This is a genomic window from Lentibacter sp. (assembly GCF_965658795.1).
GTDB lineage: Bacteria > Pseudomonadota > Alphaproteobacteria > Rhodobacterales > Rhodobacteraceae > Lentibacter.
The window spans coordinates 1-14,611 of the sequence record NZ_CBFHTG010000032.1; the positions used below are offsets into that span (position 1 = coordinate 1).

The 14,611-nt window shown below is 57.2% G+C and carries 11 protein-coding genes, 1 tRNA gene and 1 pseudogene; 8 read left to right on the forward strand and 5 right to left on the reverse strand.

The genetic code is table 11. The features are described from left to right. The 3 genes and pseudogenes from ACTG3X_RS14135 to ACTG3X_RS14145 all read right to left on the reverse strand — a co-directional run. Positions 1-425 (reverse strand): annotated as a pseudogene (locus ACTG3X_RS14135) (hypothetical protein); the annotation flags it as partial. Positions 426-522: 97 nt separating this feature from the next. Continuing rightward, the gene (locus tag ACTG3X_RS14140; RefSeq protein WP_439111923.1) at positions 523-1,899 is read right to left on the reverse strand and encodes a glycosyltransferase family 2 protein; all 1,377 of its coding nucleotides are present in this window, start codon (positions 1,897-1,899) and stop codon (positions 523-525) included. A 3-nt stretch (positions 1,900-1,902) separates the two neighbouring features. Continuing rightward, positions 1,903-3,192 (reverse strand): nucleotide sugar dehydrogenase, encoded by a 1,290-nt coding sequence (locus ACTG3X_RS14145; RefSeq protein ID WP_439111924.1) that lies wholly within the window; start codon positions 3,190-3,192, stop codon positions 1,903-1,905. A 376-nt stretch (positions 3,193-3,568) separates the two neighbouring features. On the opposite strand from ACTG3X_RS14145, the gene ACTG3X_RS14150 reads away from it, so the two are divergent. The 5 genes from ACTG3X_RS14150 (at position 3,569) to ACTG3X_RS14170 (ending at position 10,002) form a co-directional block, all read left to right on the forward strand. Continuing rightward, positions 3,569-5,161: a class I SAM-dependent methyltransferase gene (locus tag ACTG3X_RS14150; RefSeq protein WP_439111925.1), complete on the forward strand. Its 1,593-nt coding sequence runs from the start codon at positions 3,569-3,571 to the stop codon at positions 5,159-5,161. Positions 5,162-5,202: 41 nt separating this feature from the next. Next, the gene (locus tag ACTG3X_RS14155; RefSeq protein ID WP_439111926.1) at positions 5,203-6,327 is read left to right on the forward strand and encodes a hypothetical protein; all 1,125 of its coding nucleotides are present in this window, start codon (positions 5,203-5,205) and stop codon (positions 6,325-6,327) included. Between the two features lie 71 nt (positions 6,328-6,398). Continuing rightward, entirely contained in the window at positions 6,399-7,319 is a 921-nt protein-coding gene (locus ACTG3X_RS14160; RefSeq protein WP_439111927.1) for a hypothetical protein, read from the forward strand. Positions 7,320-7,337: 18 nt separating this feature from the next. Further along, entirely contained in the window at positions 7,338-8,471 is a 1,134-nt protein-coding gene (glf, locus tag ACTG3X_RS14165; protein WP_439111928.1) for a UDP-galactopyranose mutase, read from the forward strand. A 94-nt stretch (positions 8,472-8,565) separates the two neighbouring features. Continuing rightward, the gene (locus ACTG3X_RS14170) at positions 8,566-10,002 is read left to right on the forward strand and encodes a mannose-1-phosphate guanylyltransferase/mannose-6-phosphate isomerase (protein WP_439111929.1); all 1,437 of its coding nucleotides are present in this window, start codon (positions 8,566-8,568) and stop codon (positions 10,000-10,002) included. Here the strand turns inward: ACTG3X_RS14170 and mtaB are convergent. Together mtaB and dapF are read right to left on the reverse strand one after the other, a co-directional pair. Further along, a complete protein-coding gene (gene mtaB / locus ACTG3X_RS14175) occupies positions 9,999-11,264 on the reverse strand; it encodes a tRNA (N(6)-L-threonylcarbamoyladenosine(37)-C(2))-methylthiotransferase MtaB (protein WP_439111930.1) in 1,266 nt (421 codons plus the stop codon). The genes ACTG3X_RS14170 and mtaB overlap by 4 nt on opposite strands. Further along, positions 11,261-12,112 carry a diaminopimelate epimerase gene (dapF, locus tag ACTG3X_RS14180; RefSeq protein WP_439111931.1) on the reverse strand — a complete coding sequence of 284 codons (852 nt, stop codon included), beginning with the start codon at positions 12,110-12,112 and terminating at the stop codon, positions 11,261-11,263. The genes mtaB and dapF overlap by 4 nt, the downstream gene beginning before the upstream one ends. A gap of 67 nt (positions 12,113-12,179) precedes the next feature. Here dapF and ACTG3X_RS14185 point away from each other — a divergent pair. From ACTG3X_RS14185 to ACTG3X_RS14195, 3 genes are all read left to right on the forward strand, one after another. After that, a tRNA-Lys gene (locus ACTG3X_RS14185) sits at positions 12,180-12,255 on the forward strand. A gap of 753 nt (positions 12,256-13,008) precedes the next feature. Beyond that, complete coding sequence (locus tag ACTG3X_RS14190) at positions 13,009-13,467, forward strand: hypothetical protein (protein WP_439111932.1); 459 nt, start codon at positions 13,009-13,011, stop codon at positions 13,465-13,467. 382 nt (positions 13,468-13,849) lie between these two features. Beyond that, positions 13,850-14,611, forward strand: a 762-nt coding sequence (locus tag ACTG3X_RS14195; RefSeq protein ID WP_439111933.1) for a hypothetical protein, incomplete at its 3' end; no start/stop codon positions are given.

Below are 14,611 nucleotides of genomic sequence, written 5' to 3' on the forward strand. Positions count from 1 at the left end.
AGGTGTTTGAGCCAGTCATCATACGAACCTGCTTGCAAAGCTTTGTTGGCTTTAAGGATTGTAGCGGTGTGAGCAAGATGGCGCGGGGCATGTGTCTCGACGAGCCGAATTGCTTTGTCGATGCCGCCGTAGGTAGCCACAGTATAGGCGGCCCACAGGATGCTGCGCTCTTCAGGCTTCATATTGCCACCAAGGCGCTGCTCAAGGTCAGTCAGAGGGGTGCTATTGCTACGCCATTTTCCAGGGTGTGTGTCAAAATAAAACCGTGTTGAAAAATCAGCGCTTGGGTCGCGCATCAGGGATGCCCCATACTTCAGATAGTGCTCGGCAGGGTCCATGCCCAGTGCGGCGACGTCGGGGTATTGGGTGAGGTACCACTCTGCGTCAAAGTGTTCGCTGGCGCGGAGTTTATCTATGTCGCTCATAACAGGTACCTCTTTCACACTGCCGAACCAAAACAGGCTGTTCGCGCAGGTATTTTCTATAGTTCAAGTGTGTGAATGAAAAGCTATTCTCTCGGGTTTATTCGGCGGGCGGGGCGAGGCATTGGGCAACCTCGCGGTCAGGGACGTCAAAGCCAAAGGCGCCAGCATAGCGCCGTTTGGTTTGCGGAAAGGGCAAAAACAGGTCTTCGGCTCTCATGTGGCTGTGCAGGGCTTTCCAGATGGCTTCATATTGCAGCCGTGCTTTGGAGAGGGTGCCATCGGCTGCGCGCACGCCAAGTTTTGGGTGCTGTGTGAGCGTGTCGGGCGAGGACAGGCAGATCATGCCGATTTGCTCCAGCCGGGCAAAGCCGGCACCAAGCAGGCGCGTGGCGCGTCCGATCATCTCGCTGTCGGCCCCCACGCGCACTGTGTCCCAGTAGCCGAGTTTGTTGCGCAGAAGATCCGCTTCAAACAGAGCCGAGATGGAGGCGATGCGTGTGATGCCATCAGGGGAGAAGTCATTGACGCTGTCAAAGTTGGCGAAAGACCCGTTGGCCTGCATGCGCACCATATAGGTCAGGCTTGCAGGGTGAAGCACTTCGGGGCCACTGGTGACGCTGGCCATATGGTCGGCGATCCTGCGAGGGTGGGCCCAGTCATCGGCATCATGTCCGGTAATCCAGCGGCCTGTGGCCATGCCCAGTGCGATGTTTTTGGACACATAGGGCCCAACATTGAGCGCGTTGCGGTGTAGCTTGATGCGGGCGTCTTCTCTTGCAAGGGCGGCAAGCTTCTCTGGCGTTGCATCGCTGCTGCAATCATCCACAATAATCAGTTCAATGTTGCGCCAACTCTGCTCGAGAATTGAGCGCACCGCGCGCTCGAGGCTGTGTGCTGCGTTGTGGGCCGGCATCAGGATAGATACCAGCGGGCCGTCGGTGATCGGCGCGGGCCTTGTGGCCGCAGAGAGCCTGTCAAAGAGGGGTCCACTTGTCTGGGTCAAGCTGAGGTCAGGTGCCGCAAAATGGGCGAGATAGCTGTTGAGTGCGGCCAGCCAGTCAGTGGTTTTTCCAGCTGAAAGCGACTGATTGGCACGCAAGATATTCAGGCCGTGGCGGTGTGCCGGTGCGAGGTGTTTTTCTGCGAGCTCCAGAGCCAGCGTATGCCCCGATGTGCGCGAGGCAAGATAGGCAGCTTGCAGAACTTTTGCGCTTTCGGCCTCTGGAGCCTTCAAGCGGGCCAGAGCTGTCACAGGCTCGTCGTCGCCGATCACGGCCGCAAAGGCGCAGCGGTGGAACATGGTTGAAAACCCTGCGCACGGGTCGCGCCCCATATGAAATCCGTAGCGCAGATAATGCTGTGCAGGCTCAAGGCCTGAGGAGGCAACATCCGGATATGCCCCGCAATACCACTCAGCATCAAACAGGCCTGATTGGTGGAGCTGCTCGAGCGTATTTTCCAGCGCCTCGCTCACAAATTATAGCCTGATATCGGTCTCATCTGCTGGAAAGACGGCCTTGAGATCAAAAATCAGGCCATTGTCTTTCAGCTGTGCGCGCAGCCCTGCGCTGCCCTGCGACACGACATCTTCATGTGCCACAGTGAGAATGGCCACATCAAAACCCTTGTTCCCAGTGGGCAGAGAACCCGCGATCTGCAGGCCATATTCTGCGGCCACTTCGGCAGGGTCAGCCCATGTGTCAACCGTCTGAACATCCATGCCGTAGCTCTCGAGTTCATGGATCAGGTCAATCACCTTGGTGTTGCGAATATCGGGGCAGTTTTCCTTGAAGGTAAAGCCAGACACCAACACCTTTGCGCCTTTGATGTGTTGGTCATTTTCGATCATGGCTTTTACAAGCCGCGAGGCCGCGTTGCGCGCCATGCCATCGTTAATTTCTCGAGCCGTGCGAATAATATCCGGAATATAGCCTTTTGAGGCAGATTTATGGAGCAGGTAATACGGATCAACACCGATGCAGTGACCGCCCACAAGGCCGGGCTGGAGGCGGATAAAGTTCCACTTTGTGGCCGCGGCTTTGATGACATCGTTTGTATCGATGCCAAGGTGCGAGAAGATGATGGAGAGCTCGTTTATCAGGGCGATGTTCACGTCGCGCTGGGTGTTTTCGATGACTTTTGCCGCTTCGGCAACACGGATGGAAGCGGCTTTGAATGTGCCGGCTTCAATGATGCTGTTGTAGAGCGCATCTACAAAGTCAGCGACGTCGGGCGTCGATCCCGATGTGACTTTCATGATCTTGGTCAGGGGGCGCTCTTTGTCACCCGGGTTGATGCGTTCTGGGCTGTAGCCTGCAAAAAAGTCGGTGTTGTAGCTTAGGCCTGAGACCGCTTCGACAACGGGCAGGCAGTCTTCCTCGGTTGCGCCGGGGTAGACGGTAGATTCGTAAATAACGACATCGCCCTTTTTCAGGGCACGGCCAATCATTTCTGAGGCCGAGATCAGGGGCGCGAGATTGGGCCGCCGGGAAGAATCAATCGGCGTTGGAACCGCCACAATGAAAACATTGCAATCCTTGAGCGCGGCCTCGTCACAAGCGTAGCTGAGCAGCGGCGCAGATTTGAGCGCTGCCGCGTCGACTTCACCGGTGGAGTCATGTCCGCTTTCCAGCTGTTTGACACGTGCTGCATTGAGGTCAAACCCCAATGTCGGGTAGCGCTTGCCGAGGGCAACTGCGAGCGGCAGCCCCACATAGCCAAGACCGATGATAGCAATGCGGGCGGAGTCTAGGGTGGGGTGCGTCATGGCAGTACTCACTAAAAATTACTCGTTTACAACAAGGCACCGCTGGAGCCTTGTTTTCCTCTTTTCATGCCCCCGCTGACTTGTCAATTTGAGGGTCTCATTGCGAGAACTATCGGGGGTTTGTTTAGAAAACGCTAACTGGCTTTCCGTTAAGAGCTTCTGTAGTGAAAAGAATAAGGCTGGAAGCACCAGCTGTCGTAGATGTGTTCAAGAGGGTGTGTCCTCGCGAGCAAGGTAAGTATGAGTAACGGGGGTAGGCAGTATGAGCCTGACGCACACAGACAACAGTTTGCCAAAACGAGCAGATGATTTTTTCGCTCCAGCAACGGTTGAGACACTTTTCTGGCGTCCACGGTTTTTAAGAGACACGCCCTTGATGGCGCATGTGCCTTTTCTGTTCTGGATTGTTGCCGCGCTTCAGCCCCGCCAGGTGGCAACCTGCGGCGTTGGTGCGGGTGTTGCACATTTTGCGTTTTGTCAGGGGATGGACAAGCAGAACATTCCCGGGCGCTGTCGCGGGCTTGGCAGCTGGGTTGGCTCTTCTGGCAAGTCCGGGGCGCTGGAAGTTCCCAAAGCCCTCAAAGAGCACGGTGAACAGTTCTACAATGACGTGTCTACACTTGCGGCCGTCGCGGACCCCTACGCCATGTTACAAAGCCTGCGGTCTCACAGCCTTGATCTGTTGTTGGTAGACCTGTGTGAGCTGGGAGAGGCTGAGCAGCCATCCTACGATGAGTGGCTGGAGCGGTTAAAACCCAACGGTGTTTTGATTTTACATGGCATCGAAGCTTTGGCCGGAGCACCTTCGCAGCTCTCGCGCATTGATGCTTTCCTGAACGGGCGCGAGCGACTTGAGTTTCGCTCGGGCAAAGGCCTTGCCGTAGTTCCCTTGGGCGGCGCACACCCGCCGCGTCTTCAAGCTTTGCTCAAGGCCTGCCCCAGCGGGGAAGTGCCTGGTGAGGTTGATTTGTTTTTCCGCAGGCTTGGTCAAGGCTTGGAAGCGGTTGCCAGCAATGCAGCCCTGAAGCCTCAACTCAGCAAAACCCGTGCCGCGGTAAAAGATGCCGAGAAAAAGGTCGCGGCAGTTGAAGCCGAAATCAAAGCTTTGGAAGAGGCTTATGAGGAACGCAGCCGAAAGGTTGCCGTGTCACAGAGTGAGGCCTTTGCGTATCAATCACAGCTGGCTGAGTTGCAAAAAGCGGAGGCGGAGCACCGCCTTGAAGCTGAGAAACAGGCAAACTCGCTGAAAGAAGGCCTTGCCGCCTCCAAAGCTGCGCTTGAGGTCGAGCAGCGTCAGCGGGATGAAAAAGAAGCGGAACTAACGCGCCAGCTAGAGGCAGGCGCGACCGAGCTTGAGGCTCTGAAGGTGGATCTCACCGCAGCGCAAGCTCGCGAGGCCGAGGTCAAAGCCGCACTTGATGCAGAGACACACGCGCGCCTTGAAGAGACAGCAGAGTTGACGCGCCAGCTTGAGGCAGGCGCGGCTGAGCTTGAGGCTCTGAAGGTGGAATTCACCGCAGCGCAAGCTCGCGAGGCCGAGGCCAAAGCCGCACTTGAAGCAGAGACGCACACGCGCTTTGAAGAAACTGCAGAACTAACGCACCAGCTAGAGGCGGCGCGCCAAAGGGAGGCGCAGGCCGAGACCGAGGGTGAGGCTATTCAGGCCGTTAGAGCGGAGCTTGAAGCGGCGCAGGCAGAGGTGACCAAGCTGTCGCTTGCTGTAGAGGCGCAAACCCGCACCCGTTTTGAAGAAACGGCTGCTTTGACGAGAATGCTGGAAGAGGCGCAAAGCCATAAGGCTGGCTTGTCCGGGCTTCAAAAGCAAAACGAGACCCAACGCCAACACATCGAAGAGCTCAAGCGCGAGCTGTCTGAGGCGCATGGCGTCATAGACGGGCTTTATCAAAGCACATCCTGGCGGGTGACCGCACCGATGCGCCGCGTCAAAACGATGATCTCCAAAGACTGAGGCGGGACAGGCAACAAGCGTTTAAGCAAAACGGGGCGACCATGAAAAAGATCTACTGCCTAGGCTTACACAAGACAGGCTCAACCAGCCTGCAGCGTGTCTTGCTGGCCAATCAGGTTGCGCTTGCCAAGAGGGGTGTCCTGTTTCCGCCGGTGACGCCGCAGGCTGTTACACGGTTTATGGCCGATCTTTTGCGCCCGTCTGCGGCGCGCCCGCTGCGCCTGAACGACTATATGGGCCACAATGCGTTGGCCTATCAGATGATCAGCGAGCGTGTCGCCGGGTTTGCAGTCCCTCAGGGGCACTTGCCTACTTTTGCCTCCTCTGATGCGTTGTTTCTGGCTCAGGATCTTGCAGAGCATCTTGCGGCGCAGACACTCGTGTTCTGCTCTGAAGATCTGGCACGCGCCGCGCTCATGGCCCCTGATGTCCCTCGTGTGTTTGCCGAGCGGTTTGGAGCAGATGATGTGACAATTTTTGCTGTGGTGCGCCGCCCTGATGAGGCATTGGCCGCGTGGCAGACACAGAAGCTGCGCTTCGGACAGCCCTTTGCCGCGCTTCGCCAAACGGGTGTTGAGCCCTACTTCGGCACCGTTCACCTAGAGTATCGCGCCGCACTTGAGCCTTGGCTGCGGGCCTTTCCCACAGCGCGTATTGTGCTTGCACCCTATGGCGAGGTGAAGGCCGCAGGCGGCACTGTTGAGCGGTTCTTCCAGATAGCCGGGCTTGATACATCAGGGCTCACAGGTCTTGAGACCAAAGCCAACCCCAGCCTGCCGCACGCTGTGTTTGAAATTGCCCGCCTCGCGCTTGCGGCGATACCACTTGAGAGCGCCAAGCACCTGCGCGCTTTTCTGGCCCGGGCCGCAGAGGGGCTTGCCCTACCTGTCAACAGCTCGGTTGATATGCTGGGCGGCAAGGCGCGCGGCACACTCTTGCGCGGCTTTGAAGACACCCATCACTGGCTGAGCCAGACCAGTGGTCGCGTGCCGTTCTTTCCAGACATCTCCCAAATGGCTGTTGCCCCCGACATGACGGCCACTGACGCTGCGGTGCAGGCCCTTCCGGCCTTGCGCGCCAAGGCTGATGCAGAGCTGGGCGATCCGGTCGCACGCGCTTTTCTTGCGGGGCTGTCAGAGCAGGCGCTACAGGAGGTAGCGGCCTGAATATGGAAGATTTGTATAGGTTTTAGAAAGCTGAACGACCCAGAAGTTTTAAGCAGATTGTGATTTTTACCATGCCCAGACTTACCCTGCACATTGGCCCGAGGCGCGCGGCGACCCGCTCTCTGGATGCTTTTTTGAAAGCCAGCCGTGAGGCTTTGGCCGTGCAAGGTGCTGTCTATCTGCCGGATATTGATGTGGCGCGCCGTTTTGGCCAAGGAGAGACGGCTGCGCAGACAGTCGAGGCAATCAGCTCGGCCGCGGGCGAAGCTGAACATATTATCCTGCTTGCGCCATGCCTGCTCGCCAGTGAGGCCGTGACATATCTCAAAGAACTGTCCGCTGCTGTGCCGCTCACGCTCACGCGGTTTTTGCGCCAGCAAGACGATGCTTTGGAAAGCCTCCTGCTGAGCGGTGATGGCGCCTGCGCAGATATTGACCTCGCTCTGTCTCACCTTGCTGCGGTTGTCCCTTGGCTTGACCATGCGCAGGAGGTGGCCGCCATGAAAGACGCCGTGGGCGCAGAGTCTGTGCGCCTTTCGGTTTTTGAGAGAGAGCAGATGCCACCCTCAGCTTTTTGCGCGATGCTCGGGCTTGATGAGAGGTTGGATTTTGGCAACATGCCCCGCCTGAATATGCGTTTGCCCGCGCAGATGGCCGCGCTCTTGGCGCAGATCGACACAAGCCATTTGCCCGAAGCCAAGCGCGGGCTGCTGACAGATGTTTTGGCAAGAGCGGCGCAAAACACAGATGCAGCTGAAATCCTGCTGGCACCTGAGCGGCGCGCAGCTTTACTTTCAGTCTTTGCCAAAGGCAACGCTGCCTTGGCTCGAGACTGGTTTGGCGCCCCGCTGTTGTTTGAGGAAGCCAAGCCGCCGTCTGATGCTGTCCTGGTCGAGCTTAAGCTCCCAAAGGACAGTGCTACGTTTCTGGAAAAGACCGTTGCGCCTTTGGTGCTTGAGCTGTCGCGCGGCGGCTATCTTGCTGCACGATAGAATTTTGGGGAGAGAGTCTTGAAGCTTTTACTTGTCGGAGCAGGCCTGTCAGGCGCTGTCATAGGTCGCGAGCTGGCCGAGGCGGGCCATGACGTTCACATCGTGGACAGCCGTGCGCATGTGGCGGGCAACTGCCACACAGAACGCGACGCTGACACAGGTGTTATGGTGCATGTCTACGGGCCCCATATTTTCCACACCGATGATGAAGAGGTCTGGTCTTACGTTAACCGCTTTGAGGTGTTCAAACCCTACAAGAACCGCGTGAAGACCACGTCAGGCGGCCAGGTCTTTTCGCTGCCGATCAACCTGCACACCATCAACCAGTTCTACGGCAAAACACTACGCCCTGATGAGGCCCGCGCCTTCATCGAAGCGCAGGCGGACAGCACAATCGCAGATCCTCAAACCTTTGAAGAGCAAGCGCTGCGTTTTGTCGGGCCTGACCTTTATGAAGCTTTCTTCAAGGGCTACACGCTGAAGCAATGGGGCCTCTCGCCCTCCCGGCTCCCGGCCTCTATTCTCAAGCGCCTGCCCGTGCGCTTCAACTATGATGACAACTACTTTTTCCATCGCTTCCAAGGGATGCCTGAAGGCGGTTATACAGCCATGGTGGAACGCATCCTTGATCATCCGCGCATCACAGTTCAGCTTGAAACAGTGTTCGCAAGCGCCGATGCGACAGGCTATGACCATGTCTTTTATTCAGGCCCGCTTGATGGCTATTTCGACTATGAGTTGGGCCGCTTGGGCTACCGCACGCTTGATTTTGAGCGCTTCACCTATGAGGGCGATTATCAGGGCTGTGCTGTCATGAACTATGGTGAAGAGAGCGTGCCCTATACGCGCATCACCGAGCACAAGCATTTTAGCCCTTGGGAGAGCCACCAAGGCTCTGTTTGCTACCGCGAATATGCGCGCGCCTGCGGGGCAGATGACATCCCCTATTACCCCATCCGCCAAGTGCAGGAAAAAGCGCTCTTGGGAGAGTATGTTGCCTTGGCAGAGGCAACCTCAGGGGTCACATTTGTAGGCCGTCTTGGCACCTATCGCTACCTTGATATGGATGTGACAATCCGCGAGGCGCTGAACACGGCCCAGACTTTTCTGGCGGCGGGCACAGCACCTGCCTTTATCACCGCGCCACTCTAGGGGCGTTGGTGTCAAGAATGACCATCTGATGGCCTTATGTCTGCCTGTTTTGGGCAATATGTGGCAAAATTAACCAGTTTAGTGGAGCAATGCATTGTCCCAGATTACCCCTGTTATCCTTGCCGGCGGCTCAGGCACACGGCTCTGGCCGCTCTCGCGCAAAAGTTACCCCAAGCAGTTTACCGAGCTTCTGGGGCCAGAAACCCTGTTTCAAGCCGCCGCCAAGAGACTTTCGGGGGCAGGTTATGCAGCGCCGATGGTGCTCACAGGGGCCGACTTCCGCTTTATCGTCACAGAACAGCTGTTGAGCGCCGGGATCGACCCTGGCGCTGTCATCATCGAGCCCGAGGGGCGCAACACCGCCCCCGCTGTTCTGGCGGCGGCTCTCTTGGCGGTGCAAAAAGATGAGGCGGCTGTTTTGCTCGTTGCACCGTCTGACCATGTTATCCCCGATACGGCCGCCTTTCAGGCGGCGGCACAGGCAGGGCTGGCCGATGTGGCCAAGGGCCGTATGGTCACCTTCGGGATTACGCCTGACAGGCCCGAAACGGGCTACGGATACCTTGAGCTTGCCAGCGCACCTACAGGGCAGGGGCCGGTGCCGCTTGCACGCTTTGTTGAAAAGCCCAGCGCATCACGTGCCCAAGAGATGCTGGATGCAGGACATTACCTTTGGAACGCGGGTATCTTTCTGTTTGCCGCGCGTGACATGATCGCAGCGTTTGAAGCTCACGCGCCTGCGCTCATCGCCCCCGTCAGCGCCGCGCTGGACGCCGCCGAGACAGACCTCGGGTTTTTACGCCTTGCACCTGAGTCCTGGGCCAAAGCAGAAAATGTCTCGATCGACTACGCTGTGATGGAAAAAAGCACCAACCTGTCGGTCGTGCCTTATAGCGCAGGCTGGTCTGATCTTGGGAGCTGGGTCGCTGTGCAGGAAAAGATGGAGCCTGACGCGGCAGGCGTTGCCACTTCTGGCCCTGTCACAGCGATTGACTGTGCAAACACGCTCCTGCGCGCGGAAAGTGACACACAGGAACTGGTGGCCATTGGCGTCCAGAACCTGACCGTGATCGCCATGAAAGATGCGGTGCTTGTGGCCGATGCAAGTCGCACTCAGGATGTGAAGCTTGCCGTCAGTGCCCTCAAGGCCAAGGGCGCAAAGCAAGCCGAGAGCTTCGAGCGTGATCACAGGCCATGGGGCAGCTTTGAAACGCTGGCTTTGGCCGACCGTTTTCAGGTCAAACGCATCGTCGTAAAGCCTGGCGCAGCGCTGAGCCTGCAAAGCCACCACCACCGCTCGGAGCACTGGATCGTTGTGCATGGCACCGCCAAAGTAACGGTTGATGATGTGGTCAAGCTCGTGTCCGAGAATGAAAGTGTCTACATCCCGCTTGGGGCCAAGCACCGCATGGAAAATCCGGGCAAAGTGCCGATGGTGCTGATCGAGGTGCAGACAGGCTCATATCTCGGCGAAGATGATATCATTCGCTATGAAGATATCTATGCGCGCGGGCAGGGCGCCAAAGGTTAGGCGAGCGCTTCGGCCAAAAGCTGTTCGCCGTCCTGCCCGGTAATTTGCGCAGGCACAATGCTCCCTTCGGTTTGAGCTTGTGCAAAAAGCACTTCGCTAAATTGCTCGGTGCGGCCCATGTGGGCGTTCTCCATCAAGACAGAGTGCCGCTTGCCTTGCTGCGCCGTAAGGTGCTCGGCCACGCGGCGCTCTCCGGCGGCGCGCAACCGTGCAGCCCGTTCCTTGATGGCCGCGCCATGTACGGCAGGCATCCGCGCAGCAGGCGTGCCTTCGCGCGCCGAGTAGGGGAAAACATGCAGCCATGTCAGCTTGCAATCCTCCACCAGCTTGAGCGAGTTTTCAAAATGCGCCTCTGTCTCGGTCGGGAAGCCTGCGATGATATCGGCACCAAAGGTCATTTCGGGGCGCAGCTTCAGCGCCTCTTCGGTGAAGCGGATCGCATCGTCGCGCAAGTGCCGCCGCTTCATCCGCTTGAGAATAAGATCATCGCCATGCTGCAAACTCAGGTGCAGATGCGGCATCAGGCGCGGCTCTGTCGCAATCGCCTGCATGAGGTTGTCATCAGCCTCGATGCTGTCGATGGAGGAAATCCTCAGGCGCGGCAGATCGGGCACAAGCTTGAGAATGCGCATCACCAAGTCGCCAAAGCGCGGCGTTGCGGGCAGGTCTGCGCCCCAGCTCGTCAGGTCAACACCCGTCAGCACAACCTCGTTAAATCCGCGCCCCACAAGCCGTTTGATCTGCTCGACAACAACGCCCGCAGGCACAGAGCGCGAGTTGCCGCGCCCGTAAGGAATGATGCAGAAAGTACAGCGGTGGTCACAGCCGTTCTGCACCTGCACATAAGCGCGGGAGCGCGTGCCGAACCCGTCAATCATATGGCCCGCCGTCTCGGTGACAGACATGATATCGTTGACGATGACCTTCTCGGTCTCGCCAATCAGATCGGGTGCGAGGCTTTGCCATGTGTCGGGCTGCATCTTCTCGTGGTTGCCCACAACACGGCTCACCTCGGCCATGGCGGCAAATGTCTCAGGCTCGGTCTGTGCGGCGCAGCCAGTCACAATAATGGGTGCGTCCGGGTTTTCGCGCGCGAGCTTGCGGATCTCTTTCTTGGCCTTGCGCACAGCCTCTGCCGTGACGGCACAGGTGTTGATGACTTGTACGTTGCTCAAGCCCGCCTCGGCGGCCAGCTCGCGCATCGCCTCGGTCTCATAGGCGTTGAGGCGGCAGCCCAGTGTGGTGAACTTGGGCGCGCTCATAGCTTCCACTGCCCGTCAAACACATGGGCGGTTTCGCCTGTCATCCAGACACCATCATCGCGCCAGTCAATCATCAGCGTGCCCCCGTCCAGATCAATGCGCACTTTGCGCCCTGTCAGGCCCCGCCTGTGCGCGGCAACAGCCACAGCGCAGGACGATGAGCCGGATGCCTCGGTCAGCCCCACACCGCGCTCCCAGACGCGCATACGAAGGTGATCCGGGCCGATGAGGCTGGCCACCTGCACATTGGTGCGCTCGGGGAAGAGCGGGTGGTGTTCATGCGCCGCGCCAAAGCTGGCCAGATCGACGGCCTCGGCATCGGCCACAAAGAAGCTGCAATGCGGGTTGCCCATGCTGGTGGCCACAGGCGCGCCCTCAATAGGCAGCGCCAGCGTGTCTGCTTCTTCTGCCAGCGGGATCTGCTCCCAAGCGGTCATGGGCTGCCCCATGTTGACCGAAGTCACCCCCGCGCCAGCATCGATGGCGTAAAGATCGCCGCGCGCCGTGGTGATGTGCAGCTCGGTCTTGCCCGTGGCGTCCATCACGTGGCGTGCAACACAGCGGGTTGCGTTGCCACAGGCGCCAGCTTGCGAGCCGTCGCTGTTCCAGAAGGTAAGGTGCAAATCGGCCTCGGGCGTATCGCTGATCTCGGTCAATTGGTCATATCCCACGCCGCGATGCCTGTCGCCCATGGCGCGGGCGAGTGGCTCGGTCATGATTCTTTTTTGCCCGCGAGAGTCGATGATCACAAAATCATTGCCCAAACCGTGCATTTTCATGAAAGGAATATGTGTTTTGCGCGTGTTCATAGGCCGCATATACGCGCGCTCTGTGACAGAATCCAGCATCCGCCAACATTTCCTTACTTTTCGGGGTTGACCGCCCCCCCGTCTCTTTCTAGATAGGCCGCCTAGTGGGCCGTTAGCTCAGTTGGTAGAGCAACTGACTTTTAATCAGTAGGTCGATGGTTCGAACCCATCACGGCTCACCACTTACTCCCTTGCCTTTTAGGTAAAAGAGTAGGTTTTCGATCTCTTGAGCTGGATCGAAGCACTACAGAATCTCCTTTATAAAAAGCCGCTTATCGCGACAGTCTGGCCCGCGAGCTTGGTCGGCATCCCATTTGCTCAAAGTCTGTGCTTGCAAAGCGCTCATAGGGTAAAGCCACCAGCTTTCTGTCCCGGTGTCACTTGCGGATAAGGCTGTTTTTAAAAGGGCAGCTGGTGCCTTTGTTCGGCCCAACGGTTCAGGGTCTGCCAGTGGGTTTGGCGATCCTAGAGTATTGATATTTTTGGGATGTTTCTGAAAAGAGAGACGTCTTTGTCAGAGCGGGATTGTCCAAAAGTCCGATTTTTTTAAATTTCGGTATATTAAATTCTCATTCGAGTCATTTGCCCCGAAAGACACGCACCTTCCTCCGAAGAGATCACCCTCTCAGCTTTGTTTCTCAATGTACGGGTCAGCAGTGATTTTTACTGTGTGCGAAAGCAATGCGCATGGCTGTCAGCGCTTCATGAAGATGTGCTGAAGCTCTGGATGACAGGGCGGCCATAAGCAGGGTGGATTTGGAGATGCGGATTTGTCTGAGGGGCGTTTAGCGCCCCTTTGGTGCGACCAATGCAGGCTTTGCTTGCTGGTCCGCACGGACCACGCCTCCCAAAGCTGCCTGCCTCCGACACAGAACCTGAGAAGCGCTCATTGCTGAATTTGTGCCGCGTTGCACTGTCTGAATATGGAGAACGAAATGAAGGCCTGCCTTTTTGAAGTTGGATACAAAGTTGTAAAAGTTTGCGGTCGCGCTGTGTCGTGTTCGTTGAACGCGCTGGGGCAACGCTCGGCCATGGCCTTTGTGAGCGGGAACGCCTCATTGAAGTCAACATCGGCTCTGAGCCGTTCGGTTGTTTTTGCCAGCTTGGTCGGTGCCGTTCCTACGGCGTCGCTTGCGCAAGAGGCCTCACCGGTCATCATCGATGGTCAGGGCGCTGGCGGCTTCCTGATCGACTCAAGCCTCGGCAACACAGGCAGTGTTCTGACGATCGGCGATGCGACAGATTCAATCACACTTGATCGCTACGAAGGCGGCTCGGTAAAAATCGGGACGACAGACGGCGCAGCGACAGTCTTCACTGGCTTTGAGACATACGGCGGCAACGGGTCTGGCGGCGGTGCAGGTCTTGGTGGTGTATGGTGTATTCTTCGTTGATCAGGGCGCAGCGCTGACACTGTCCAACGTTGTTTTTGCCGGTAACTCGGTAAAAGGCGGCGAGGGCGGCAGCGATCCGGCCGTTCGCCTTGGCAACTAAAGCCTTGCGCTGCAGTCTAAGTCACTTGATTTGATAGAGATCGATCAAAAACTGGCATCGCCATATTTTTTCAAATCTGGAAGTACATACGTTTTTCAAGATATTGATCTTAGCAAGACTGGCGCTGACTTGATCTCACTCGGCTCGCCAATTGTGTTCGATAGCCTGACCACTGCGGGGACCAACACCAACACCAGCACGGTTTTGTCTGTAACCGGTGGCTCTTTTCTTTTGGAAGATCCCAGCGGCGAAGCGGAGAGTGTTACTGTTACAGGTGATCGCGTGCGGCTGGCAGCGCCCATCGCGCTGGGCGCTGGCGACTTCAAATCATTTGGACCAGAGTACGTACGAGTTGGCGATGGAGATGGATACCAAGTGGTTTCAACAGGGATTGACCTTTCTGCCGCCACGGCTACTCAGATTGGGGAGTTTGAAGACTCGGTCGGCATCGGTAGTACCGTATTTATTGGCGACAACTTCAGCTCGGAAGTGACCGAACTTGTATATGACAGCTCGGGAAAGCTGACAGAAATTAAGCTTGAGGATGATGCTACATCGGCCTCGGGTACCTTGGACATTATCTCACTCAACTCATTCAAGCTGCAGCAGTTCTCGGTTTCAGGCAGTGACGTTGAAATCAACAGCGCGCAGCGCGGCTTTGAAGTTGGCATGGACCTCTTTGATTCCGACGGTAACGCACTCAACACCAAGATCACGTCAGTCTCCGAAGATGGCGCAAGCTTCACAGTCACTGATTCAAGTGTTTTGTCGGGTGTTACGAGCTTTGAAGCCCGCAAGTCACCGATCATTTCAAGCACCGAAATCGAAGTCAGTGCAGCCAGCAGTGGCGATTTCTACGTTGGCGCGACTGTCTATTTTGGCGACACGGATGAAACACGGACTGTGACATCCGTAAACACGTCAGCGTCAGGTGTGACAACTCTCTCGCTCAATGCGGCTGTTGATACGGCCACTCTGGAAGAGCGTGTTGCCGATGGGGATGAGATCTCTGTTGAGCTCCAAAATGTGAAATCTGCCTCAGGT